The organism is Actinomadura madurae (assembly GCF_047130825.1).
GTDB classification, from domain to species: domain Bacteria; phylum Actinomycetota; class Actinomycetes; order Streptosporangiales; family Streptosporangiaceae; genus Spirillospora; species Spirillospora madurae.
The window spans coordinates 6,712,431-6,735,802 of sequence record NZ_CP083237.1; the positions used below are offsets into that span (position 1 = coordinate 6,712,431).

General features: G+C 73.4%; 26 protein-coding genes. 9 read left to right on the plus strand and 17 right to left on the minus strand.

The features are described from left to right. Positions 1-15 precede the first annotated feature (15 nt). The 7 genes from K8Z49_RS30780 to K8Z49_RS30810 form a co-directional block, all read right to left on the minus strand. The gene (locus tag K8Z49_RS30780; RefSeq protein WP_021598840.1) at positions 16-303 is read right to left on the minus strand and encodes a hypothetical protein; all 288 of its coding nucleotides are present in this window, start codon (positions 301-303) and stop codon (positions 16-18) included. A 309-nt stretch (positions 304-612) separates the two neighbouring features. Then, positions 613-1,884, minus strand: a complete 1,272-nt coding sequence (locus K8Z49_RS30785; protein ID WP_412515850.1) for an MFS transporter — start codon at positions 1,882-1,884, stop codon at positions 613-615. Then, positions 1,881-2,684, minus strand: a complete 804-nt coding sequence (locus K8Z49_RS30790) for an ATP-grasp domain-containing protein (RefSeq protein ID WP_412515851.1) — start codon at positions 2,682-2,684, stop codon at positions 1,881-1,883. Before K8Z49_RS30790 ends, K8Z49_RS30785 begins: the two co-directional genes overlap by 4 nt. Continuing rightward, positions 2,681-3,931: a hypothetical protein gene (locus tag K8Z49_RS30795; protein WP_412515852.1), complete on the minus strand. Its 1,251-nt coding sequence runs from the start codon at positions 3,929-3,931 to the stop codon at positions 2,681-2,683. Before K8Z49_RS30795 ends, K8Z49_RS30790 begins: the two co-directional genes overlap by 4 nt. Continuing rightward, positions 3,828-4,736 (minus strand): ATP-grasp domain-containing protein, encoded by a 909-nt coding sequence (locus K8Z49_RS30800; RefSeq protein WP_024934435.1) that lies wholly within the window; start codon positions 4,734-4,736, stop codon positions 3,828-3,830. Before K8Z49_RS30800 ends, K8Z49_RS30795 begins: the two co-directional genes overlap by 104 nt. Further along, entirely contained in the window at positions 4,733-5,581 is an 849-nt protein-coding gene (locus K8Z49_RS30805) for an ATP-grasp domain-containing protein (RefSeq protein ID WP_412515853.1), read from the minus strand. The genes K8Z49_RS30800 and K8Z49_RS30805 overlap by 4 nt, the downstream gene beginning before the upstream one ends. A gap of 225 nt (positions 5,582-5,806) precedes the next feature. Then, the gene (locus K8Z49_RS30810) at positions 5,807-6,472 is read right to left on the minus strand and encodes a response regulator transcription factor (protein ID WP_021597093.1); all 666 of its coding nucleotides are present in this window, start codon (positions 6,470-6,472) and stop codon (positions 5,807-5,809) included. A gap of 311 nt (positions 6,473-6,783) precedes the next feature. Between K8Z49_RS30810 and K8Z49_RS30815 the strand changes: the two genes are divergently transcribed. From K8Z49_RS30815 to K8Z49_RS30835, 5 genes are all read left to right on the plus strand, one after another. Next, positions 6,784-7,125 carry an ArsR/SmtB family transcription factor gene (locus K8Z49_RS30815; RefSeq protein ID WP_021597092.1) on the plus strand — a complete coding sequence of 114 codons (342 nt, stop codon included), beginning with the start codon at positions 6,784-6,786 and terminating at the stop codon, positions 7,123-7,125. A gap of 100 nt (positions 7,126-7,225) precedes the next feature. Beyond that, positions 7,226-8,116, plus strand: coding sequence for a TIGR03620 family F420-dependent LLM class oxidoreductase (locus tag K8Z49_RS30820; protein WP_024934437.1), 891 nt, complete (start codon positions 7,226-7,228; stop codon positions 8,114-8,116). A 106-nt stretch (positions 8,117-8,222) separates the two neighbouring features. After that, the gene (locus K8Z49_RS30825; protein WP_024934438.1) at positions 8,223-9,497 is read left to right on the plus strand and encodes an aspartate kinase; all 1,275 of its coding nucleotides are present in this window, start codon (positions 8,223-8,225) and stop codon (positions 9,495-9,497) included. 141 nt (positions 9,498-9,638) lie between these two features. Continuing rightward, entirely contained in the window at positions 9,639-10,703 is a 1,065-nt protein-coding gene (locus tag K8Z49_RS30830; RefSeq protein ID WP_412515854.1) for an aspartate-semialdehyde dehydrogenase, read from the plus strand. A gap of 117 nt (positions 10,704-10,820) precedes the next feature. Further along, positions 10,821-11,489 carry a TetR/AcrR family transcriptional regulator gene (locus K8Z49_RS30835; protein WP_021597088.1) on the plus strand — a complete coding sequence of 223 codons (669 nt, stop codon included), beginning with the start codon at positions 10,821-10,823 and terminating at the stop codon, positions 11,487-11,489. A 37-nt stretch (positions 11,490-11,526) separates the two neighbouring features. On the opposite strand, the gene K8Z49_RS30840 is transcribed toward K8Z49_RS30835, so the two are convergent. Together K8Z49_RS30840 and K8Z49_RS30845 are read right to left on the minus strand one after the other, a co-directional pair. Then, entirely contained in the window at positions 11,527-13,290 is a 1,764-nt protein-coding gene (locus K8Z49_RS30840) for a prolyl oligopeptidase family serine peptidase (RefSeq protein ID WP_412515855.1), read from the minus strand. 69 nt (positions 13,291-13,359) lie between these two features. Continuing rightward, positions 13,360-13,740: a tautomerase family protein gene (locus K8Z49_RS30845; protein WP_111832700.1), complete on the minus strand. Its 381-nt coding sequence runs from the start codon at positions 13,738-13,740 to the stop codon at positions 13,360-13,362. 63 nt (positions 13,741-13,803) lie between these two features. On the opposite strand from K8Z49_RS30845, the gene K8Z49_RS30850 reads away from it, so the two are divergent. Next, positions 13,804-14,277 (plus strand): MarR family winged helix-turn-helix transcriptional regulator, encoded by a 474-nt coding sequence (locus K8Z49_RS30850; RefSeq protein WP_021597085.1) that lies wholly within the window; start codon positions 13,804-13,806, stop codon positions 14,275-14,277. Positions 14,278-14,399: 122 nt separating this feature from the next. Here K8Z49_RS30850 and K8Z49_RS30855 read toward each other — a convergent pair whose 3' ends face one another. The 3 genes from K8Z49_RS30855 to K8Z49_RS30865 all read right to left on the minus strand — a co-directional run bounded on the left by K8Z49_RS30855 (position 14,400) and on the right by K8Z49_RS30865 (position 15,744). Further along, positions 14,400-15,176: a MerR family transcriptional regulator gene (locus tag K8Z49_RS30855; protein WP_412515856.1), complete on the minus strand. Its 777-nt coding sequence runs from the start codon at positions 15,174-15,176 to the stop codon at positions 14,400-14,402. A 135-nt stretch (positions 15,177-15,311) separates the two neighbouring features. Further along, positions 15,312-15,455: a hypothetical protein gene (locus tag K8Z49_RS30860; RefSeq protein WP_021597083.1), complete on the minus strand. Its 144-nt coding sequence runs from the start codon at positions 15,453-15,455 to the stop codon at positions 15,312-15,314. A gap of 16 nt (positions 15,456-15,471) precedes the next feature. Further along, entirely contained in the window at positions 15,472-15,744 is a 273-nt protein-coding gene (locus K8Z49_RS30865) for a hypothetical protein (protein ID WP_250359439.1), read from the minus strand. Between the two features lie 434 nt (positions 15,745-16,178). On the opposite strand from K8Z49_RS30865, the gene K8Z49_RS30870 reads away from it, so the two are divergent. Beyond that, positions 16,179-16,631, plus strand: a complete 453-nt coding sequence (locus tag K8Z49_RS30870; RefSeq protein ID WP_412515857.1) for a hypothetical protein — start codon at positions 16,179-16,181, stop codon at positions 16,629-16,631. Here K8Z49_RS30870 and K8Z49_RS30875 read toward each other — a convergent pair. Beyond that, entirely contained in the window at positions 16,618-18,111 is a 1,494-nt protein-coding gene (locus tag K8Z49_RS30875) for a methionine--tRNA ligase (RefSeq protein WP_412515858.1), read from the minus strand. The genes K8Z49_RS30870 and K8Z49_RS30875 overlap by 14 nt on opposite strands. 206 nt (positions 18,112-18,317) lie before the next feature. On the opposite strand from K8Z49_RS30875, the gene K8Z49_RS30880 reads away from it, so the two are divergent. Beyond that, complete coding sequence (locus K8Z49_RS30880) at positions 18,318-18,602, plus strand: hypothetical protein (protein WP_250372813.1); 285 nt, start codon at positions 18,318-18,320, stop codon at positions 18,600-18,602. Here the strand turns inward: K8Z49_RS30880 and K8Z49_RS30885 are convergent. After that, positions 18,599-20,551 (minus strand): BTAD domain-containing putative transcriptional regulator, encoded by a 1,953-nt coding sequence (locus tag K8Z49_RS30885; protein WP_412515859.1) that lies wholly within the window; start codon positions 20,549-20,551, stop codon positions 18,599-18,601. The two genes, K8Z49_RS30880 and K8Z49_RS30885, sit on opposite strands and share 4 nt — an antisense overlap. A gap of 56 nt (positions 20,552-20,607) precedes the next feature. Between K8Z49_RS30885 and K8Z49_RS30890 the strand changes: the two genes are divergently transcribed. Continuing rightward, positions 20,608-21,471: an alpha/beta fold hydrolase gene (locus K8Z49_RS30890; protein ID WP_075024271.1), complete on the plus strand. Its 864-nt coding sequence runs from the start codon at positions 20,608-20,610 to the stop codon at positions 21,469-21,471. A gap of 31 nt (positions 21,472-21,502) precedes the next feature. Here K8Z49_RS30890 and K8Z49_RS30895 read toward each other — a convergent pair whose 3' ends face one another. The 3 genes from K8Z49_RS30895 to K8Z49_RS30905 all read right to left on the minus strand — a co-directional run bounded on the left by K8Z49_RS30895 (position 21,503) and on the right by K8Z49_RS30905 (position 23,328). Further along, positions 21,503-21,694 (minus strand): hypothetical protein, encoded by a 192-nt coding sequence (locus tag K8Z49_RS30895; protein WP_143118788.1) that lies wholly within the window; start codon positions 21,692-21,694, stop codon positions 21,503-21,505. Positions 21,695-21,709: 15 nt separating this feature from the next. Continuing rightward, the gene (locus K8Z49_RS30900; protein ID WP_412515860.1) at positions 21,710-22,486 is read right to left on the minus strand and encodes an N-acetylmuramoyl-L-alanine amidase; all 777 of its coding nucleotides are present in this window, start codon (positions 22,484-22,486) and stop codon (positions 21,710-21,712) included. A gap of 170 nt (positions 22,487-22,656) precedes the next feature. Then, a complete protein-coding gene (locus tag K8Z49_RS30905) occupies positions 22,657-23,328 on the minus strand; it encodes an esterase/lipase family protein (protein ID WP_412515861.1) in 672 nt (223 codons plus the stop codon). Positions 23,329-23,372: the final 44 nt, after the last annotated feature.

The window sequence follows — 23,372 nt, forward strand, 5'->3', positions numbered from 1 at the left end:
TCCTGGCCGACCGTCCTAGCCGGACGCGTCCGCGTTCACCGACGCGCCCAGCGTCCAGGCGACGAGCTCGGCCGCCTTCTCAGGGTCCGGGCCGATCTGCCCGCCCGGCTCGGACGTCCACGCGTAAAGGCGCAGGTCGTCGTCCCAGGCGACGGTCGCCTCCTGCCCCCGGTACGCCACGTGCAGGACCGCTCCGTCGTCCGGCCGCGTCGCGGACACCTGCGGAGCACGCCGCCGTAACGCCGCGTACAGCGAATGAAGCGGACCTCTGCGCACCCGCGGCAGCTCATCGAACGCGCCCATCGGCTCTCCCCTCGGCTCGGACATCCCGGCACACGTGCCCGCGGGCACGGGCGCGGCGGATCGCCGGCGGACGGCACGACCCGCGGCACCGCCCACCCCGTCGATACGTAGACGCTTTGCCCTACTTCCGGGTGGTCCGCCGAGAAGGCCGGAAACGCGGTGACATCTCCCACTCCGCCCGCCTGTCGAGCCGCCCCCGCGCAGAGCGCCTGGACGGGCGGCCGACGAAGATCAGCAGCGCCGGCCCGCGAACGCGGGCCGCCGTGGCCCCGCGGCAGCCCGCTGGCCGGCGCGCGCAGTGCACGGGTCTCAGAGCGCGGTGTGGCGAAGGCGTCGTGAGACGATCAGTTCGGTGGCGATGCCGAGCCCGGCGCGGACCAGCAGGAACGCCGCGAGGCCCCACACGTCCCACAGCAGCGCGGCGATGATCGGCCCGAGGGCCTCCCCGACCGACAGCGCGGTGTCGAGGGTCGCGACGACCCGGCCGGCCCGCGGCCCCGCGCGGCGCGCCGCCTGGGCCAGCAGGCTTCCCCAGGGCGGCCGGAACGCGGCGCGGCCCGCGACGTCCACGAGGCGGCCGGTCAGCAGGCCGGCGGCGGTCGGGAAGACCAGGTACAGCAGGGAGGACAGCGTGTTGGCGACCGCGCGCGCCCCGGTGAGCGGCATCGCGCCGAACCGGTCGGCGGCCAGGCCGGCGAGCGGGCCGACGACGAGCAGCACGAGCACGGACGCGGAGTAGATCCCCCCGATCTGCCCGGGGCTCAGGCCCGCGATCTCGGCGGCGAGCAGGGGGAAGAGCCCGTGGGTCATGTGGGCGGTCATCCCGGCGAGCAGGCCCAGCGCGCACAGCAGCCGCAGGCGGCTGTCGCGGAACACGCGGGATCCGGGGTCGGCCCGCCCCCGCGGCGGGTCCTTCACCAGCCGGACGGCGGCCGGCTCCCCGGCCGCCGCCGTGTCCGCCGCCTTGCCCGCCGCCGTGTCCGGCGGTCGCGGTTCCGGGCGCGGAACCCAGCGCCACACCACGAGGACCGGGACGAAGGAGACGGCCACGACGAAGCCCCACAGCAGCCGGAAGTCATTGCCGCTCATGGCCAGGAGGAGCCCGCCGAGCGCTCCCGCCGACACGGCGCCCAGGTCCTTCGCGCCGAACGAGATCGAGAAGGCCCGGCCGAGTTTCCGCGTGCCGGAGCCGGCCACCACGCTGATGGACGCCGGATCCCGCGCCGCCGACGCCGCCCCCTGGACCAGGCGCACCAGGTAGAGGGAGGCGGGCGTGGCGGCGGTGAACAGCAGCATCGACGCGACGAGCCGCACCGTCACCGCCGTCAGGTAGCCGCGCCGGGCGCCCCACCGGTCCACCGTCCATCCCATGAAGGGCTTGACGATCAGTTCGACCAGCGGCTTCATCGCGACGAGCACGCCGATCTCGGCCAGCGACATGCCCAGCTGCCGGGCGTAGAGCGGCATCGCGAAGATCACCACGCCGAAGGCCAGCCGGGTCGTGAAACCCTCCACGACGACGGCCCGCAGCGCGTGGTCGGGCGGGGAGCCGCCCGTCCGGAAGACCCTCGGCACGCTCATGGCGCGCGTCCCCGGCCCGCGACGGCGAGGGCGGCGTCGGCGACCCAGCCGGCGGCGTCCGGCACCCCGCGGAAGCCGGGGAAGGTGTTGACGTCGACGATGACGGGGCCGTTCGCGCAGGTCACGACGTCGATGCCCCAGCAGACCAGCCCGCACGCCTCGGCCGTCCGCAGGCCGAGCCGCACCAGCGACGGGTCCGGGTCGGGGACGGGGACGCGCGGCACGTCCGGGCATCCGGGCTCGACGCGGACCCGCAGGACGGCGGCCCGGTCGTCCACGCCGCACACCTTGTAGTCGAAGCCGGGCCCGTCGATGACGTGCTGCACGAGCCAGGGTCCGCCGCCCGCCGGGTGCTCTCCCGGGTAGAGGGTGCCGGCGTCCCGGCCCAGGCGGCCGCGCAGCGGTTTCACGAACCGGGGCCTTCCGGCCGTCCGGAGCAGGTCCGCCACCGCGCCGGCGTCGGCCGCCACAGTCGTCGGGGGGACCGGCAGCCCCGCCCGTTCGAGCAGGGCCAGCGACCGGATCTTGTCGATGGCGCGCAACGTCGCGGGGAGGGCGTTGAGGCAGGCGCCGCCCGCGTCGGCCACGGCCCCCGCCGCGCACAGCACCGCCGGGTCGCCGCCCTTGATGAGGTACACGTCGGCCTCCGGCAGGTCCGAGGGCTCCCACGGGACGGTCGCGTCGAAGGACGTGAGGCCCCCGCCGCGTGCGGTCAGGGCCGCGCCGAGCGGGCGCAGCAGCGGGTTGCGGGTCGCGTCCGACCCGGCCTCGACCAGGACGCAGACCCGCACCCCGCTCATCGGGGCACCGTCTCTGGGCGAGGGTCGCTCAAGCCGGGCACGCCGCGCAGGGACGGCGGGAACCACGGGCCGCCGTCGGCGTACCGGAAGCCGCGGTAGCAGTCGGCGACCGCGGTCGCGAACCCGTCATCGGCGTCCAGGCCGCACACGCGGGTCAGCACCGCGGGCGCGCCTCGCGCGTCCAGCAGCCGGCGCAGCCGGCGCGCCGACGTGTCGGCCGCCAGCACCGCCCCGTCGCCGTACCCGTACAAAAGCACGGCGGCGACGCCGAGCACGAAGGGGGCCAGGCCGCGCGGGGCGGTCCGGCCGAGGAGGGCGACCGGCCCGAGCAGCCGGTCGCCGGGCGCGAGCTTGCGGATCGGGTCGCGGGCCACCCGGACGACGGGGTCGGCGAGTTCGGTGTTGCCGTAGCGGGCGAGCACGTCGGCGACGGGAGCGTGCACGTCGGCGACGAGGTCCGGCGCGTGTCCCGGGCACAGGCACGGGTGGGCGGCGAGGACGGCGCGCCGGGCCGCGAGCAGCGCGCCGGTCACGACCGGCCGGACGAACGGGTCGCGGATCGCCGTGTCGATGGTGCGGTGGCCGCGCAGCCAGCCGAGGTAGGCGGTGAACGCGTGGCCCGTGTTGAAGACGAACAGCTTCTCGCGCAGCCGCGCGCCGAACTCGCAGGTGGCGTGCACGCCCGGCAGCGCGGGCGGCGCCAGGTGCAGCGGGAGGGCGTCGACGTCCAGCCGCCGGGCGGCGTCCCCGACGAACTCCGGCACCCCCGGTTCGTGCCAGCTGCCGCGGCTGACGGCCACCCGGGCGACCGCCCCGGCGATCCCGAGCGGGGGCAGCGGCGTCCCGCCGGCCTCCGCGGTGCCGGCGAGCGCTCCGCGCACCCGGCGGGCGCAGTCGGCGTTCCCCACCACCCACACGTCCAGCGGCCGGCCCCGGCGGGCGGCGAGCCCGGGGACCAGATGCCGCGCCACCTCCGCGACCTTCCCCTCGCCCACGCTGAGCACGACCAGGTCCGCGCTCGTGACCGCCCGATCCATTTCCGCCGTGCCCACCGCCGCGGCGGCGACACCGCGGATTTCCTCCGGCGGCTCCCCGGTCACCCGCACCCGCCAGCCGCCGGCCGATCGGATGCGGCCGGCGGTGTCACGGGTCCGGCAGCCGAGCAGCACCTCGTGCCCCGCCTCCAGGAACAGGGGGACCAGGTACCCGCAGCCCAGCTTCCCGGAACCGACGATCACTACGCGCATGGCTGCGCCCCCCTTCAAGGTGGCCGAGCAGGTGGTCGAAGACGAGGCCGGCGGCGCCGGGGACGCCCTTGAACCCCGGGAAGGCGTTGACATCGACGATCACCGGCCCGTCCGTCCCGCCGATCATGTCGACGCCGTAGGCGCACAGCCCGAACACGCGCCCGGCGCCGAGCGCCAGGTCCGCCATCTCGGCGTCCGGAGGCAGCGGGCGGCCCAGCTTCTCGGCGAGAGACCGGGCCGGCCAGCGGCGCAGGGTCCCGTGGACGTGCGGCCCGACCACGAACAGCTTGCGGTCCCACCCGTCGCCCGGGATCCGGTCCTGGACGAGCCAGGGCCCAGGGCCGCGGGCCGGGAAGGCGTCCCCCTGATCGAGGAGCGTCACCCCCTCACCGCGGCTGCCCAGCGGCGTCTTCACCACCACCGGCCGGCCGGCGGCGATGGCCGCCACCGCCCGCGGATCGTCGACGACCCGCGCCGGCGGCACCGGGAGGCCGGCCGCGGCGAGCCGCCGCCAGGTCTCCACCCGGTCGGCGACCGTCGCCGTGGCCGCCGGCGCGTTGCACCAGGCGGCCTCCGCCGGGGCGCTCGCGCGCGCCGACGCCGCCGTGGCGGGATGGACCGACCGCAGGATGACCAGGTCGGCCCGGGCGAAGACGGCCCCCGGCAGGTCCGGCGCGTCCTGCCAGGTCTCGATGTGAGCGCCCAGCGCGCGGAACTCCGCGAGCACCTTCCAGACGATGGAGTGGGGCGTCGGCTTCTTGCCGTGGACCAGGACGACCCGCACCCCGGTTCTGATCGTGGTCAAGACGGAACCACCTCCGCCAGACGGGACTCGACGAGGTCGGCGACGGCGTCGGGAGCCTCCGCGATCCCCGTGTAGTTCGGAAAGTCGTTGACGTCGACGACCAGCGGTCCGCCGGGGGACGGCAGCACGTCCACGCCGTACAGCTCCAGCCCGAAGGCGTCTCGGCAGGCGAGAGCGAGCCCCCGCAGCTCTTCGGTGACCGGCACGGGCTCGGGCTCGTCCCACGGTCCCGGCGCGAGCAGCGGCGAGGGCCGCCGCACCGCCCACACCTCCGTGCCCGCCCCGTACAGCTTGACGTCGACCCCTGCCACGTCGACGTAGTGCTGTGCGAGGACCATGCCGTCGGGCCAGGGCAGCCGCTCCAGATCGCGCGGGGAGTCCACCCGGACGATCCCGGCGCCGTTGTCGCCGTAGGGCGGCTTCAGCAGCAGCGGCCACGCCGCGGCGGGAAGGCCGGCCAGCGAGGCCGGCCGGTCGGTGAGGAACGTCCGAGGGGCGGGCACCCCGGCGCGGGCGAGCAGCAGCGCGGCGTGCGGCTTGTCGCGCACCGCCTGGATCGCCTCCCAGCGGTTGACCGTGCGGACACCGTCGAGCTGCGCGCGGCACAGCAGCGACAGCGCGAACGGGTCCCGGGTGCGCGGCACGACGAGATCACCCGGCCGCGGCGCCGGCGGGCCCCGCCGCACGCCCCGCACCGCGCCGCCGTCGGCCCGCACCTCGGTGACGAGCCGATCAACCGGGGCCGCCACGACCGGCACCCCGCGACCGCGCAGCGCGGCCACGAGGGCGCGCGGCATGAGCTGACCCAGATAGCGCGAGTCGGTGAGCACGAGCACGCGTTTCATCGACCACCCCTCTCTCAGCGGCTCACGTGAAGGCGGGCTGAAGGCGGACCGTCCGGGACATGTCCTCCGTCCGAACGCCAGGCAAAGAGGAAAGTCCAACAGTCAGCCTGTGCCGCCCACGTGAAGCCAGCGTGAAAGGGGCGTGAGCGTTCTCTCACGCTCGACTGATCAGGGCTCTGACCAAAATGAGGGAAGATAGCGAGAAGGGGGATCGGGACGTGCCGCTCAGCCGCACCGGTACCCCATGCCGCGGAGCGTTTCGATCACGCCGGGCCCGAGTTTGCGCCGCAACCGTCCGATGTAGACCGCCACGACGTTCGAACAGGGGCCCACGTCGGGGCCCCAGACATGGTCGAGAATCTGTTCCTGGGAGACCACCTGTCGCGGGTGCCGCAGCAGCAGGTCGAGCAGGGCGAACTCCCTCGCACTGAGATCCACCGTGTGCCCGGCGGGCGTCCGCGCCCGGCGGGTGCGCAGGTCGAGCGTCAGCCCGTCGACGCTGAGGGCGGTGGGCGCCGCCACCGCGCCGTGCGCGGTGCGGAGCCGGAGCCGGATCCGCGCCAGCAGTTCATCGAACCGGAACGGCTTGGTCATGTAGTCGTCCGCCCCGCCGTCCAGGCCCGCGACGGTGTCGCCGACCGTGGTGCGCGACGTCAGGATGATCACGGGGAGGGTGGCTCGCGCCGCGCGGATCCGCCGGAGCACGTCGAAGCCGTCGCGGCCCGGAAGCCCGATGGTGAGCACGAGAAGGTCGTATTCGCCGGACAGGGCGTGCCTGAGCGCCGTGTCGCCGTCGGCGACGACGGTCGGGTGAAAGCCATGGGTGCGCAGTCCCTTGTGGATGAACCGGGCGATGCGTTCATCGTTCTCAGAGATCAGGATTCTGTTCATGGCCGTCTCCCCGTCTCGGTCCGGTCGTCACTCCTCGCCAAGGAGAGCGACCATGGTTTACCCCCGGCCGCCGAAATCAATTCCCTCGGCACCGTCGATTTCATTTGGCTACGCCTTTTGTGCCGTTGATGGACGGATATTGCCCGAGGATGGCCTGGCCGGGTAAAGGGGTTGCCCTTTTCGGGGACTTCGCGGATCCGCGGACGGTGGCGGCGCCGCATCGAGCAGGTCCGCCCGCGCTCCAGGCCGTCCAGGTCGGATCGAGGAACCGCGAAACGTCGTGGTGACCGCCTATACTCGTGCTTCGGACCATGAGCACGCACACGCCACCGTCAACGGACGCCTCCGCCGAGTTGCTTGAGGCGTTCAAGGCGCTGGCCAACCCCGTCCGGCTGCGGATGCTCCAGTGGCTGCGGGACCCGCGGGAGCACTTCCCGGTGGAGACCGGGATCGCCGACCCCGACGAGGTGGGCGTGTGCGTGAGTCACATCCAGGCCAAGACCGGGCTGGCGCAGTCGACCGTCTCGTCCTACATGGCGGCGCTGGAGCGGGCGGGGCTGGTCATCTCGACGCGCGTCGGCAAGTGGACGCACTACAGGCGGGACGAAGAGCGCATCGCCCGTCTCGTCGAAGCGCTCGGACGCTCCCTCTAGCCGCGAGGCGAACCTGCGATCAAAGCCCCGCCGGACCATACATATCGAAATTATGCGATACTTCGATTCGTAAGCCGGGACGACGATCAGGAGGGTGATCATGGGCGCGATCGAGGGAATGGACCTGGGGCGCTACGGGATCTGGACGTTCGACTTCGAGGAGCAGCCCGCGAGCCTGATCCGGGAGTCCGTCCAGGAGTTGGAGGAGGCCGGCTGGCCGGCGGTCTGGATCCCGGAACGGGACGGGCGGGAGGCGATGACGCACGCCGGCTTCCTGCTCGCCTCCACCGAGCGCATCGCCGTCGTCAACGGCATCGCGCGGATCTGGTCGCGCGGAGCCCTCTGGACGCGGGGAGCGGCCTGGCTCCTGGCCGACGCCTACCCCGGACGGCACCTGCTCGGCCTCGGGTTCGGGGGCGAGCCGCACGCCGAGACGACCCCGCTGCGGGCGATGAGCGCGTACCTGGACGAGATGGACGCGACGGCGAACGCCAACCCCGAGCCGGCGGCGCCCGTCCGCCGGGTGCTGGCGGCCTACGGGCCGAAGATGCTGGCGATGGCGCGCGACCGGTCCGCGGGCGCCCACACGTACCACGTGACCGTGGAGCACACGGCGCGGGCGCGCGAGGTGCTCGGCAAGAGGCCGTTCCTCGGCGTCGAGCAGGCGGTGCTCTTCGAGAGCGACCCGGGCAGGGCGCGGGAGATCGCAAGGGAGCACCTCAGCGGATACCTGAAGGAGAAGTACAACGTCGCGAAGTTCCTCCGCCTCGGGTACACCGAGGACGACGTCCGCGAGGGCAGTGACCGGCTCGTCGACGACCTGGTGGTCTGGGGCGACCTCGACGCGATCGTCCGCAGGCTGAACGATCACCTCGACGCCGGCGCCGACCATGTCGGCGTCCAGGTCATCGGGGTCGAGCCCGGCCGGACGGCCATGCCCCAGTGGCGGCGGCTGGCCGAGGCGCTCGTGCCCGCGCGGGCGGCCGTGTAGCGGCCCCGGCCCGGCGACGCGGAGTTACCTGGTCGTGATCCATCGGTGCGGGCTCTGTAGACTCGTCGTCCGGAACGCCTGACCCCGATCCGAGGAGCGCCCGCTCGTGGCTCTTGTCGTGCAGAAGTACGGTGGCTCCTCCGTCGCCGACGCCGATGGCGTCAAGCGGGTCGCCCAGCGCATCGTCGCAACGAAGAAGGCGGGCAACGACGTGGTCGTCGTGGTCTCCGCCATGGGCGACACGACGGATGATCTCATCGATATGGCCAAGCAGGTCAGCCCGCTGCCGCCGGGCCGCGAGCTGGACATGCTGCTCACCGCGGGCGAGCGCATCTCGATGGCCCTGCTCGCCATGGCCATCGCGAACCTGGGCCACGAGGCCCGCTCGTTCACCGGCTCCCAGGCGGGCGTCATCACCGACGGCTCGCACGGCAAAGCCAAGATCATCGACGTGACGCCGGGACGGATCCGGACCGCGCTGGACGAGGGCTCGATCTGCATCGTGGCCGGTTTCCAGGGCGTCTCCCAGGGCACCAAGGACATCACCACGCTCGGCCGCGGCGGGTCCGACACCACCGCGGTGGCGCTCGCCGCGGCGCTGGACGCCGACGTCTGCGAGATCTACTCCGACGTCGACGGGGTCTTCACCGCCGACCCGCGCATCGTGCCCGCCGCCCGCAAGATCCCGAAGATCTCCTACGAGGAGATGCTGGAGATGGCGGCGAGCGGCGCGAAGATCCTGCATCTGCGCTGCGTGGAGTACGCGCGCCGGTACAACATCCCGATCCATGTGCGCTCCTCCTTCAGTCAGAAGGAGGGCACGTGGGTCGTCGACAGCAGTGAGATCGAGGGACAGGACATGGAGCAGGCGATCATCTCCGGCGTCGCGCACGACCGGAGCGAAGCCAAGATCACCGTGGTCGGGGTGCCGGACAAGGTCGGCGAGGCCGCCACGATCTTCACGGTGCTGTCCGACGCGGAGATCAACATCGACATGATCGTGCAGAACGTGTCGGCGGCGTCCACCGGGCGGACCGACATCTCGTTCACGCTGCCGTCCACCGACGGGCAGAGCGCGCTGACCGCGCTGAACAAGGTCAAGGAGCGGATCGGGTTCGAGTCGCTCCGCTACGACGACCGGATCGGCAAGGTGTCGCTGATCGGCGCCGGGATGCGCTCGCACCCGGGCGTCACCGCGACGCTGTTCGGCGCGATCGCCGAGGCCGGGGTGAACATCGAGATGATCTCCACCTCGGAGATCCGGATCTCCGTCGTCGTCGCGCAGGACGACATCGACACCGCGGTCGCCGCCGCGCACCACGCCTTCGACCTGGACTCCGACCAGGTCGAGGCCGTCGTCTACGGCGGCACCGGCCGCTGACGTTCCGCGGGGCCGCGCGGGCGATCCCGTCCCGCGCGGCCTTTTGCGTCGCCCGACTCAGACCCGCGTCGCCGCCGGTGGGAGCATCCCGTCCGGGAACCGGTCGAGGATCGCGGTAGTTCTGAGGATGTGAGTGCGACGATGGACTCGGATTCCGGACGTCCGGCCCTCGCGGTCGTGGGCGCGACCGGGGCGGTCGGCTCGGTGACGCGCCACCTGCTGTCCACCCGCCGGGACGTGTACGGGGAGATCCGGCTCGTGGCGTCGGAACGTTCTACCGGACGGACGCTCCAGGTGCGCGGCGAGGACGTGCCGGTGGCCCCGCTGACCCCCGAGGTCTTCGACGGCGTCGACGTGGCGATGTTCGCCGTGCCGGACGCGGTCGCCGCCGAGTGGGCGCCGGTCGCTGCGGCCCGCGGCGCCGTCGCGGTCGACGGCTCCCGCGCGTTCCGGACGAGACCGGACGTGCCGCTCGTCGTCCCCGAGGTGAACCCGGAGCGGGTGCGGGACCGCCCGCGCGGCATCGTCGCCGGCCCCGGCTGCGCCACGCTGTCGATGATCGTGGCGATCGGCGCGCTGCACCGCCGGTACGGGCTGAAGGAGCTGGTCATCGCGTCCTACCAGGCGGCGTCCGGGGCGGGCCGGGCCGGCACCGACACCCTGTACGGGCAGCTGGAGAAGGTCGGCGGCGACCGGGCGCTCGGCAACCGGGCGGGCGACATCCGCGGTGTCGTCGGCGAGCTCGGCCCGTTCCCCGCGCCGCTCGCGATGAACGTCGTGCCGTGGACGGGGACGCAGGCCGACGGCGGCTGGACGTCCGACGAGGTCGGCCTGCGCGACGAGACCCGCAAGATCCTCGGCCTGCCGGGGCTGCGGGTCGCGGCGACCTGCGTGCGCGTGCCGGTGATCACCGGTCACTCGATGGCCGTCCACGCGGTGTTCGAGGAGCGGACCGGCCGCCGGGAGGCGCAGGACGTCCTCGCCCGCTCGGCCGGGGTCGTGCTGTGCGACAACCCGGACACGCGCGAGTTCCCGACCCCGTCCGACGTCGCGGGCACCGACCCGACCTGGGCCGGGCGCGTCCGCCGTTCCCTGGACGACCCGTACGCGCTCGACCTGTTCCTCAGCGGCGACAACCTGCGCAAGGGCGCCGCGCTCAACACCGCCCAGACCGCCGAGCTGATCGCCGCCGAACTCGCCGGCTGAGCGGGGGTGGCGCGATGCCGGTCCCGTCTGGGTATACCGTTCCCGGACGCGGGGTTGCGCCGTGCGGCGGTTCGTGGCATGAGCGGGACGTCGCACTCGGGCTTTAGGGTGGCATGCGTGACCGAGACGAAGGCCGTGAAGTCCGAGCAGACGCGCGCCCTGATCGTCGAGACGGCGCTGCGCCTGTTCCGGGAGCGCGGCTACGAGGCGACGACGATGCGGGCGATCGCCAAGGAGGCGGGCGTCTCGGTCGGCAACGCCTACTACTACTTCGGCTCCAAAGAGGAGCTGATCCAGGCCTACTACGACGAGCTGCAGGACGATCATGTCGCGGCCTGCCGGGCCGTCCTGGACGCCGAGACCGCGTTCGCGTCCCGGCTGCTCGGCGTGCTGAAGGCGCGGGTCGACACGATGGTGCCGTACCACGAGTTCGCCGGGAAGTTCTTCAAGTTCGCCGCCGAGCCGACCAGCCCGCTCAACCCGTTCAGCGCCGAGTCCGGCCCGGCCCGCGACTCCGCGGTGGCGATCTACCGCGAGGTCGTCGAGGGCTCCGACCTGAAGATCGACAAGGAGTTCCGGGCCGAGCTGCCCGAGCTGCTGTGGATCTACTCGATGGGCATCGTCCTGTACTGGGTGCACGACAGCTCGCCCGGCTGCCGCAAGACCTACCTGCTCGTCGAGCGGACGGTCCCGCTGGTCAACCGCATGGTCTCGATGTCGCGCATGCCCGGGTTCAAGTCCGTGACCCGCGAGCTGGTGGGCATCATCCGCGAAGTCCGCGCCTGAACCGGGGCGGGCGGCGCGACCGCCCGCCCCTGCTGGCTCACGACATGCCGAGGTGCTTCCGGGCGAAGCCGATCTCGGCGGCCATCTGCGTGATGCGCTCCTCGACGACGAGGGAGCCGTGGCCCGCGTCGTACCGGTACACCTCGTGCGGGCGGCCCAGCTCGGCGAGCCGCGCCAGGTAGTTGTCGATCTGCCGGATGGGGCAGCGCGGGTCGTTCTCCCCGGCGAGGACCAGCACCGGCGCCTTGACCCGCTCGACGTAGGTGATGGGGGACGACTCGCGGTACCGCTCCGGCACCTCCTCCGGCGACCCGCCGAACAGCGACCGGTCGAACGCCTGGAGGCCCTCCATCTCGTCCTCGTACGCGGCGACGTAGTCGGCGACGGGGACGGCGGCGACGGCGACGGTCCAGTCGTCCGGCTGGGTGCCGATGCCGAGCAGGGTGAGGAACCCGCCCCATGACCCGCCGGTCAGGACGAGCCGCCCCGGGTCGGCGAGCCCCGACCCGACCGCCCAGTCGCGGACGGCCTTGACGTCCTCCAGCTCGGTGAGGCCGACGCGTCCCTCGATGGCGTCGCGCCACTCGGACCCGTAGCCGGTCGAGCCCCGGTAGTTGACGCGCACGACCGCGAACCCGTGGTCGACCCAGGCGGCGGCCGTCGGGACGAACGAGTCGTCGTCCTGCGCGGTCGGCCCGCCGTGGATGTCGAAGACGGTCGGGTAAGGGCGGTCGCCCTCCGGCTTGCTGACCAGCGCGTGGACGCGGCCGCCGGGCCCGTCCACCCACACGTCCTCGACCGGGACGGACGGCGGCGCCGGCGGCCCGGGGGGCGTGCGGACGACCGCGCCGGACGTGGAGCGGATCACCGGCGGCTCGGCGGCCGACGACCAGACGAACTCGACGGTCCCGTCCGGCCGCACGGTCGCCCCGCCGATCACGCCGCGCGGCGTGTCGATCCTGGTCAGCGTCCCGTCCGCCAGGTCGTAGCGGTACAGCTCGTCGCGCGCCTCGTGCGAGTGGGAGACCAGCAGCGCCGTCCCGTCCGGGTACCAGCCGGCGCCGATCTCGCCGGGCAGGTCGAGGACGATCTCCCGCTCGGTGCCGGCGACGGGGTCCCAGACGAGCATCTCGTCCCGGCCGCGCCGCTCGTGGTTGACCAGGAGCCGCGTGTCGCCCTCGACCGGGGCGAACCCGGCGCCGTAGACGCCATTGCCGGGGCCGTCCCAGAGGTCGGCGACCGTCGAGCCGTCGGGACGCAGCACGCGCAGCGCCATGTGGCGGCTGTCGCCGTGCTCGCTGTGCCCGATCGCGATCAGGGACTCGTCCCGGGACAGGTCGGCGACGTGCGCGTCCTCCGCGTGGTGGTAGAGCACCTCCGGCGCCGAACCGGGCCGGCAGAAGTGGACGGTGTTGCCCTGGTCGGTCGTCCGCCCGATGACGGCGAGCCCGCCGCGGCCGAGGGCCAGCCCGGACGGGTACGACGGTTCGAGCCCGGGAACCGCCGGAACGCTCTCCGTCTCACCGAACGGGACGCGCCGCCACACGCCGAACTCGTCGCCGTCCGTGTCGGCGAACCACCACACCGACTCGCCGGACGGGTCGACGGTCCCGCTCCAGGTGCCGTTGGGACGATCGGTCACCTGGCGTTGCTCGCCCGTGTCGCGGTCCCAGGTGTAGATCTCCCAGGTCCCGGTCGCGTTCGACCGGTAGATGCTGCGGCTCGGGGCGTCCCGCGCCCATCGGGGCAGGCTCATCCGCGCGGCCCGGAAACGCGCCTTCCAGCGCTCGTCGTCGACCATCCCCCCAGTATCGCCGAGCCGCCGGGCCCGGCTCGGCCGATCGGCGGGAGGGCTCGCGGCCACCGCCGGTCAGGGCGCGGGGACGCCGGCCACGAAGGTGCGTTCCTGGGGGGAAGCGACGAGTTCCACCGTGGTGCCGGGGCGGAGCTCCTCGCCGAGGACGGCGGTGATCGCGTCGGTGAGGCCGGTGGCCAGCCTCGCGCTGAACTCGGCGGCCTCGGGGCGGTCGAAGGCGGCGGCGCGGACGCCCATGACCAGCGAGACGGTCGTGTCCACGGCCTTGCCGCCCTGGGCGAGGCGGCCGGCGGGGACGCCGGACAGGTGGACGCTCGCCAGCTCGCGGGCCCACTCGCCGTAGGCGCCGACGATCGCCTCGGTCAGCGCGGCGATGAGCTCGGGCTCGCGGCCCGCCAGCCTGTCTTCTGGAAGGTGGGCGGTCAGATGCGGCACAGTGGTCCCCGTTCTCTTTGTCCTCAAAGGCTTTGACATCAAAGATACTTGTGGAGGGTGCCGATGTCCACCGGATCGGGCGGTCCGGCCGTCGACGAGGCCGTCCGGACGCTGCTGCTGCTCATGCCGCGGATCGTCGGCCGCGCCAAGCGCCTGCCCATCCCGCCGGCGCTCCAGGGCCTCGACCTGGCGCCGCGCCATCTCGCGCTGCTGGCGCACCTGGAGTACGACGGCCCGGCAAGCGTCGGCGACCTCGCCGCCCGGCTGGAGGTCGCCCCGACCACCATCAGCCTCATGGTGAGCGACCTGTCGAAGCTCGGCGTCCTGGAGCGCGCCGCCGACCCCGCCGACCGACGGCGCCGGATCGTCGCCATCGCCCCCGCCTTCGCCGGGCCGATCGCCGAATGGCTCTCCGGCAGCGCGTCCGCCTGGGAGCGCGTCATGCGCGACCTGGCCCCGGCCGAGCGCGCCACGGTCATCGGCGCGCTGCGCGCCTACGAGGCCGCCCTGGAACAGGGCCCCACCGATCGCCGTTAGCGGCCTCCCGCGTCAGGCGCGGGTCAGGCGAAGCCACCGCCGGTGAAGGGCCTGGAGGCGGGCATGCCGTTCGAGGTCTCCGAGGGGGCCGGACCGCGCACCCCGCTCGAAGGAGCCGGGGCTCAGGGGGTGGCGAGGCGGGCGAGGAGCTGGTCGATCGCGGCGCGGACCTGGCGGTCCATGGCGCGCGCGAAGCCGGCCTCGACCGTGACCTGGGCGCCGGGGCGCAGCCGCGCGAGGGTCTCGGTGAGGTCGCCGAGATGCCGGTCGTCGATCTCGCGGTCGTCGAGGCGCCCGACGACGTGCGTGGCGATCAGCCGGACGAACATCGCGGCGAGGTCGTCCATGCTGCGCTGCAGCTCCAGCCCGGCCGACAGGACGGCGTCCAGCGGCACCCCGGCCCGGACGAGCGTCACCGTCGCGTCGAGCTGGCGGCGGCTCCAGTGGGTGACGCGGTCGCCGTCCACCTCGATGTGGCCGAGCGCGACGGCCCGCTCGACGGCGTCCGCGCCGACCTCGCCGGGGAACAGCGCTGCCAGCTCGTCCAGCGTCATCGTGACCGGGACCTCGGTGGACCACGGGGTCGTGACGGCCTTCTCGACGCCGAGGACGGTGCCGATGTCGCGGCCCTGCTCCCACGCCGACAGCAGTTCCCGGATGCCCTCCAGGGTGTGCCCGCGCTCCAGCAGGTTCCCGATCATGCGGAGGCGGGCGAGATGGTCCTCGGAGTAGAGCCCGATGCGCCCCTCGCGGCGGGGCGGCGGGAGCAGCTTGCGCTCCTGGTAGTAGCGGAGCGTCCGTACCGGGACGCCGGCGGCCTTCGCGAGTTCGCCGATCCGGTACTCGCGGCCGTCGGCGCGGGGATGGCCGCCCTGTTCGTCCGTCGGCTCTTGGCTCACGGTCGCCAAGCATAGTTCGCGGCCGGAGGCGGCCACGTCCCGTCCGGCAGGGCCGCGGAACGCGGGCGCGACGCCGCAGGCCGGGGGTGTGGTGAGGACGACGCGCGCCACCGGGCGGTGCCGGTGGCGCGGTCGCTAGGTGACGCGGCGGATGGTCATGGTCCGGCGTTGTCGGCGCCGGGGCGCTTCCTTGTCGGCCTGGGACGCGTCGGCGGCGATCAGGTCGCGGAGCGTGCGCGGGACGATGTCCTCGCGGCGGTCGGTGAACGGTGAACGCATGGTTCCTCCGGTGAGGTCAGGCCGCCGTGGCCAGCTCGGGGTAGGCCGCGGAGACGGTGGTGAGGGCCCAGCGCATCCGGGCCACGTAGGTCTCGGGGTGGTCGCCGGCCTCTTGGGCGACGGCGGCCACGCAGGCGGTGCGGTCCTCGCCGCAGGCGCCGAACCGGTCGTGGATGGCGATCCGGACCTGCTCGGCGGAGGGGTGGTCGGACTCCTGCAGCCGGGAGGTGAAGAGGATCTCGGCGAGGTCGGCTGCGGTCATCGAGGTGAAGTTCGGCGTGTTCGACATCGGAGTGCCTTCTTCCTGCGGGAGGGATTCCTCGTCGTCCCTTCTGCTGAATACGACTCTGCCCGCCGGGCGAACTCATCGCCATACGGGAAAACCCCTAACCGGGGTGGAGTAATCCCCCCGGCGCCTCGGGGGCCGGGCCGCCTTCGCTCCGTCCATGGTAGCAGAACGGAATACTATGTTCCATAGCTGAGAGAACCTTCTGCGTCGCTCTGAACTGTGGGTTCCTTGATTTTTTCGCTCAGGGTGCCAAGGGTGGGCGCCCCTGAGTCGACCCCTGGTCGAGCGCGGCGGTCGCCACATGACGAGCCTAGGTGCGGTGTGCAAATCCGGGCCGTCCGCACTAGGGACGTTTCGGGAGTAAGCGACGAATCCCCCTACGCGCCGGTAACATGCCCCTACCGCATCCACGCGGATCGCGAAGGGGACGCGCCATGCAGCCCGACCTGGACACGTTTCTCGCCGACCGCCTCCACGAGATCACCGCCGAGGTCGCCGGCGAGATCACCGCGCGCGTCCCCGCGTACGGGCACCTGCGGCCGGGCGGGATCCGGACGCTCGTCCGGGACGCCCTCGCCGTCTACAGCGGCGCCCGGGAGCCCTGCACGGTGGTCGAGGTGTTCCGCGACCTCGGTGCGAGCGAGGCCCGCGCGGGGCAGGACGTCCGCCACTTCGAGTCCGCCCTGCGCACGGGCGCGCGCGTCCTCGTCCGCCGGACGGCGGGCGCCGCCGCCCGCCTCTACCCGCCCACGGCGGAGTTCATCGCGGTCATGGAGACCGCCTTCACCGCCGAGGACGAGCTGGTCGGCGCCGCCGTCGACGGCCACCACCGGGCGCGGCGGCCGCTCGTGGCGCGCCGCCTCTACAGCCTCCTCAGCGAGAACTGACGCCCTCGGGCACCGGGCGCGGCCGGTCGAGGCGGCGGAACACCGGCTCGGGACGGGGCAGCCGCCGCCCCGCGCACTGCCGCCGGACGCGTTCCGCCGCGTCGGGCAGGAACGGCTCCAGCAGGTCGCCGACCGTCCGGCAGGCGCTCACCAGCCCGGCCAGGACGGCGTCCAGCCGCGGGTCGCCGGCCTTCGCCAGCTCCCAGGGCCGCACCCGGTTGATGTGGCGGTTGGCCTCGTCGACGATCCGCCACACCGCGGCGGTGGCCCGGCGGAAGTCGGCGTCGTCCAGCGCCGCGCCGATCTCGCCGGGCGCCTCCCGGCAGACGGCCTCCAGCTCGTCCGCCTCGGCGGCGGGGACCTCCCCGCCCCGGTACCGGTGGACCATCGAGACGACCCGGTGCACGAGGTTGCCGAGGCCGTTGGCGAGCTCGTCGTCCGCCCGCGCGATCAGCCGCTCGGCGGTGAAGTCGGCGTCGCCCGCCCTCGGCACCTCGCGCAGCAGCCACCAGCGCACGGCGTCCACGCCGAACTCGCGGACGAGGCCGACCGGGTCGACCGTGACGTCCCCCGACTTGCTGATCTTCCGTCCCCCGGCCGTGAGGTACCCGTGCACCAGGACCTCGTCCGGCACGGGGAGTCCGGCGGACAGCAGCATCGCCGGCCAGTACACGGCGTGGAACCGCAGGACGCCCTTGCCGACCAGGTGGACGCGGCGCGCGTCCCCCGTCCACCAGCGCCGGAAGTCCGCGCCGCCGCGCCCGTAGTCGAGTGCCGTGATGTAGTTGCCGAGCGCGTCCCACCACACGTAGATGACCTGCGACGGATCGTCGGGCACCGGAATGCCCCAGCCGCGGGCGCGCTCGGTGGAGCGCGAGACGGAGAAGTCCTCCAGCCCGCCCGCGATGAGCGCGAGCACCTCGTTGCGCCGCTCGGCGGGCTCGATGCGGAGCCTGCCGCTGCTGATCAGGTCGTGCAGCCTTCCGGTGTAGCGCGACAGCCGGAAGAACCAGTTCTCCTCCGAGACCCGCTGCGGGACCGTCCCGTGTTCGGGGCAGCGCCCGTCCACCAGCTCGGCTTCGCCGTAGAACTGCTCACAGCCGACGCAGTACAGGCCTTCGTAGTGCCGCCGGTAGAGGTCTCCGGACTCGGCGCACGCCCGCCACAGCCGCTCGACCCCGGCCCGGTGCCGGGGGTCCCGGCTGGTGCGGATCACGTCGTCGACCGACAGTGAGAGCGGGCCGGCCAGCCCGACGAACTCCTCGGCCAGCGCGTCCACGAACTCCTGGACGCCGGTGCCGGCGGCCTCGGCGGCGAGGACGTTCTTCAGCGAGTTGTCGTCCGTCCCGGCCTGGAACCGCACGTCGCCGCAGCGGCGGAGATGCCGCGCGAGGACGTCCGCCTGCACGAGTTCCAGCGCGAATCCGAGATGGGGACGGGCGTTGACGTACGGAATGGTCGTGGTGATGTAGACACCCATGGGGCTCCTCCATGTGAGACCGGAGCCCCGAAACGAGAAGAGGCCCCGCGAACAGGGCCTCGAACAACGTCCAGCGTCAGCGGCCCCGCGAGCGGGGCATCATGGCCTGACTTGTGAACGGCGTCATGGTCCGAGTCTAGCCGCCCCGCGCCGACCGGTTCCGGCCGAACCTTGCCAGTGTTCGTTGGCGAGATGAGAATCGGCGCATGAGGAAACTGAGCATGGCCCTCGGCGGCGCCGTCCTGTCCGGTGCGCTGGTCTTCGGCGCGGCTCCCGCGCAGGCGGCGCCGGAGCCGGACGCCCGCCAGATCCCGCAGGACGTCATCGAGCGGCTGCCCGCACCGCTCCGGGCGGCCGCCGAGTCGCCCGGCAGCATCGGCTGGGACGACAAGGGCCCCTACATCGTCTGGGGCAACATGGCCTGCCGCATCCACCTCTTCGTCCCCGAGGAATGGGGATGGGCCTGGGGCACGGGGCCCTGCTGGTTCTAACCGGTGCTGGAGAGGGCGGCGGTGAGATCGTCCAGGTGCCGGGCGACCGGGCCGGCGGTGAGGACGCCGCTGCCCGCCCCCGCTAGCTCACCGGCGGCCGGCGCCAGCTCGGCACGCGCGCGCCGCATCACCGCGCGGTCGCCGACGGCGATCGCGGCGTGCGCGGTCAGGCACCACAGGGCCTCGAAGAGCAGGTCGCGCGGCGGTTCGGGGACGTCCCGCACGGCCCCGGCCGCCTCGTCCGGCCGGTCCCGCGCCAGCAGGACCAGGGGACGGGCCCACGGCTCGTACGGCCCCCAATCGGCCGGGCCGGTCTGGGCGGGCCGCCGGTGCTGGACGCGCAGGCAGAGCAGCGCGAGCGACGGCAGGCCGTCCTCCAGGCCGGGCATCCCGCAGCCCCGCATGCGCTCGGCCGCGTTCCGGTAGGCGGCCTCCGCCTCGGCCATCGGGGCGCCGGACGCGGCGAGCCGCAGCGCCCGGTACCACGTGGTGAACACGCCGACCAGCGGGCGCTCGTGCCGCTCGGCCAGCCGGTCGGCCGCGTCCGCGTGCGCGTCCGCCCCGGCGAAGTCGCCGAGCGCGCAGCGGGCCTGGAGCCGGACGAGCCGTCCGAGGACCTCGTAGTTCACCAGGTCGCCGCGTGCCGACAGGTCCACCAGCTCGGCGCCGATCCCGTCCCGCCGCGCGGCCCGTCCCGCCCGGTCGAACGCCTGCATGAACGCGCCGTTGAGCGCGAACGCCAGCAGGACCGGATCGTCCAGGCCGCGGGCGAGGCGTTCGGCCTCCCGGGCCGCCTCCCGGCCGCGGTCGGAGCGCGCGCCGCGCGACTCTAGCGCGATCGTGGCCAGCAGCCGCGCCCGCGCGGCCTCGTGCCCGTGCGGCAACCCTGCGAGGCACCGCTCGGCCGCCGCGACGACCTCGGCCGCCTGGCGCGGGTCGTCCGACCGGGTCCAGATCGCCGGGACGTCGTAGGCGCCGATCACCCGGGCGGTCAGCTCGGCGTCGCCCAGCTCCTCGGCCGCCGTGATCGCCGCCATGCGGTGCTCGCGGGCCGCCACCAAGCCCCCGGCGCCGGTCACCGCCAGGTTCCGGAGGATGCCGACCGTCGATTCCAGCCGGGCCCGCGCGCCGGACGAGACGCTCCGGTCGTACGCCTCCGCCGCCTGCGCCCACACGCGCGAGACGGCGTCGTGCCCCGGTTCCAGATGGTCGGCCTGGCGGAGGATGTCTTCCTCTAGGCGACGCAACATCGGGCTGGGGTCGAGGCCTAGTTGCTCCACCAGGAGGTTCCGTGCTCGGCGGAGGACCGCCAGCGCATCACCCTGGCGGCCGGTGCGGTACAGGGCGAGCGCCAGGAGACGCCACGCTTCCTCGCGCCAGGGATGCTCGGCGACATGGGCATCGAGGTCCGGGATCGCCGCGGCCTCCTGCCCCAGGGCCATGAGCGCGTCGGCCCTCCGCTCGACGGCGTGCAGCCGCAGCTCGGCGAGCCGGGAGCGTTCGGCATGCGCCCACGGCTCGCCGGCGAACTCGGCGTAGGCGGGGCCGCGCCACCAGCCCAGCGCCTCGTCCAGCTCCTCGACCTGCTCGGCGGGCGGGCGCGTCGCGGTGGCGGCCTGCTCGAAACGCCAGGCGTCCACCCCGTCCGGGGCGGGGTGCAGCGCGTACCCCGGTCCTTCGGTCACGAGGAGCCCGGACGGCGTTCTCGGTGGACGATCGGGCTCCAGCACGCGCCGCAGCGCCGCCACGAAGGTGCGCACGGCCCCGACCGCGTCCGACGGGGGATCCGCCCACAGATCGTCCACGATCCGGGACACCGGCACGACGCGTCCCCGCGCGACGATCAGCCGGGCCAGGACGGCGCGGTGCCGCGGCCCCTTCAGTGCGATCGCGCTCCCGGACCCGTCCCAGGCGGTCACCGGCCCCAGCACCCCGAACAGGACCTCCACGCCGACCACGGTATAGCGCTCATCGGATGCTCATCCGTCCCCGGCACGCTGGGGACATGCCAACGATCCCTGGATTCGACCACACGCGCGTTCCCGTCGCCGAGGGCGTCTCCCTGAACGCGGCCGTCGGCGGCTCGGGCTCCCCGATCGTCCTGCTGCACGGCTTCCCGCAGACCCACCTGATGTGGCGGCACGTCGCCGCGGACCTCGCCGCCGACCACACCGTCATCGCGCCCGACCTGCGCGGATACGGCGACAGCGACAAGCCGTCCGACGGATATTCCAAGCGCACCATGGCCGCCGACGTCGTCGCACTCGCCCGCGCGCTCGGCCATGACCGGTTCGCCCTCGCCGGACACGACCGCGGCGCCCTCGTCGCCTTCCGCGCGGGCCTCGACCACCCCGCCACGATCACGCATCTGGCCTGCCTGGACGTCCTGCCGACGCTGGACATGTGGGACGTCCTGCACGGCACCACCGCCGCCGCAGGCTTCCACCTCTACCTGATGGCGCAGCCGCCCGGCCTGCCCGAACGGCTGATCGCCGGGGCGCCGGACGCGTTCTTCGGGCACTTCCTCGACCTGTGGGCGAACGACCCGTCCGCGATCCCGCCCGACGTCCGCGCCGCCTACCTGGACGCCTGCCGCGCCGCGATCCCGTCGATCGTCGCCGACTACCGGGCGTCCGCGGGCGTCGACGTCGAGCACGACACCGCCGACCGCGACGCGGGCAACCGGCTGCGGATGCCCGTCACCGTCCTGCAGCAGGACTGGGGCGCCGTCCTCGGCTACGACGCCGCCGCGCTGTGGAGCGCCTGGGCGGCCGACCTCCGGCACGCCACCGTGACCTGCGGCCACTTCATGGCGGAGGAGGCGCCGGCCGACATCGCGAAGGCGCTCCGGGACCTGCTGTCCCGCTAGGGGCGGCGCCGGACCGCCGCGCCGGGGCGGTCTACCACCAGGGCGGACCGCCCTGCGTCGCCGCCCACACCCACAGGTAGAGGAGGAAACCGGTCACCGCGAGCCCGAGCAGCATCTCCCAGTTGAGCGCCGCGTGCCGTCCTGCCCTGCGGGCCATACCGTCCCCCCGATCGTCCGGCGTCATCCCGGGACGTAGCCGGACGTTCTCCCCCTTAATCTCCATGGACGGCAAACAGCGTCAACGCAGGAACGTCTGGAAGCCCTTCGCCAGCGCGTCGGCCATGCGCTGCCTGAACGGGCCGCTGGACATCTTCGCCGCGTCGCCCGGGTTCATCATGTTGCCGCACTCGATGAACGCGGCCGGCACCGTGGACATGTTCAGCCCGCCGAGGTCATCGCGCCGGTCCAGGCCGTCCTTGCCGAGGTAGGTGGAGAAGGGGATGCCCGTCCCGGACCGGAAGGCGTCCCGGATCGCCACGCCCAGCCTGCCGGACGGGGCGACGATCGGCGCGTTCTTCCCCACGGGCAGCGGCGTGATGACGTGGAAGCCGTGCCCGGACGGCGCCGAGCCGTCCGCGTGGATCGACAGGGTCGCGTCGGCGTCCAGCCTGTTGGCGATCGCCGCCCGCTCGGTGATGCAGGGCCCGACGCCCGTGTCGTTCTTGCGCGTCAGCGTCACCTTGGCGCCCCCGTCCCGCAGCACCTTCGCCAGCCGGTTCGCCAGATCCCAGGTGAAGGCGTGCTCGGGGTACCCGCCGGTGGTCCTCGTCCCGGTCGTGTTGCAGGGCTTGTAGCCGTTCCCGACGAAGACCTTCCTGTTGATCTCCTCGGGGTGTTCGGCGTTGCCCCCGTTGTGCCCGGGATCGAGCACGATCACCTTGCCGCTCAGCGCCGACCCGGTGGTGGGAGTGCCGCCTCCGGTGGCGGTCGGCGGCGGTGCGCTGCCGGCCGGCGGGCCGTCGTCGGACGAGTCGGTGCAGGCGGCCAGCAGGCTCAGGGCCAGCCCCGCGATCACGGAAGCGCACGCGAATCTCCGCACAGGCCCGTCCCCCCAGAAAGAGCCTTGTCGCCGACCCTCACAGTCTGCACCCGCCAGGACCAGGCCAAACGCGACGTGGTCCGACAAGTCGTCGGGGACGCCAGCCCGGAGGCGGGCGGGCATGCCCCGCCCGCCTCCGTCGCCGGTCAGCTCTTGGTGAACTGGGCGATGGCTCCGAGCACCAGGGAGTCGGCGAGGAAGCCGATGTGGGTCTGGCAGGCCACGTAGTGGTTGTTCGCGCCGTCCAGGCGGGTGCTGGTGTAGGGGATGATGATGCCGTCGCAGGGCGAGTACCAGGTCGCGTACCGCGTGCTCCCGGGCGTCTCGTCACCGGCGGTGATCTGCTGGATGAACGACGAGCCGGGCAGCATCTGGCGGCACGTCGCGTAGATGGTGCAGGCGGCGGCGAAGGTCGTCCCGTGGTTGGCGCCCGCGATGGACGCCAGGTGCGCGACGTTGGAGCTGCCGTTCAGCACCTTCAGGTAGTACTGGCTGACCAGGCCGCCCATGGAGTGGTTGACGATGTCGACCTGGGACGCGCCCGTCCGCGACTTGACCTGGTTCACGTACGACGCGAGCCCTGCCGCGTTCTGCGTGTTGTCGCCGTAGGAGTTGTACTCGTACGCGAACAGTTGGTCACCGCTGTAGCCGGCGGAGCGGAACACCGCCATGGCGGTCACCCAGTTGGACGCGCTGCCCGTGTACCCGTGCACGAACACCACGGGCCGCGGCCCCGCCGCGTGAGCCGGCGCCAGGCCGGACCCGAACGCCGCCAGCGCCGCGCACAGCGCGATGAGCGATCCGAGGAGCCTTCTCATGAACCCTCCAGGGGTGGGACGAACCAACCCCCGGAGTGTCAACC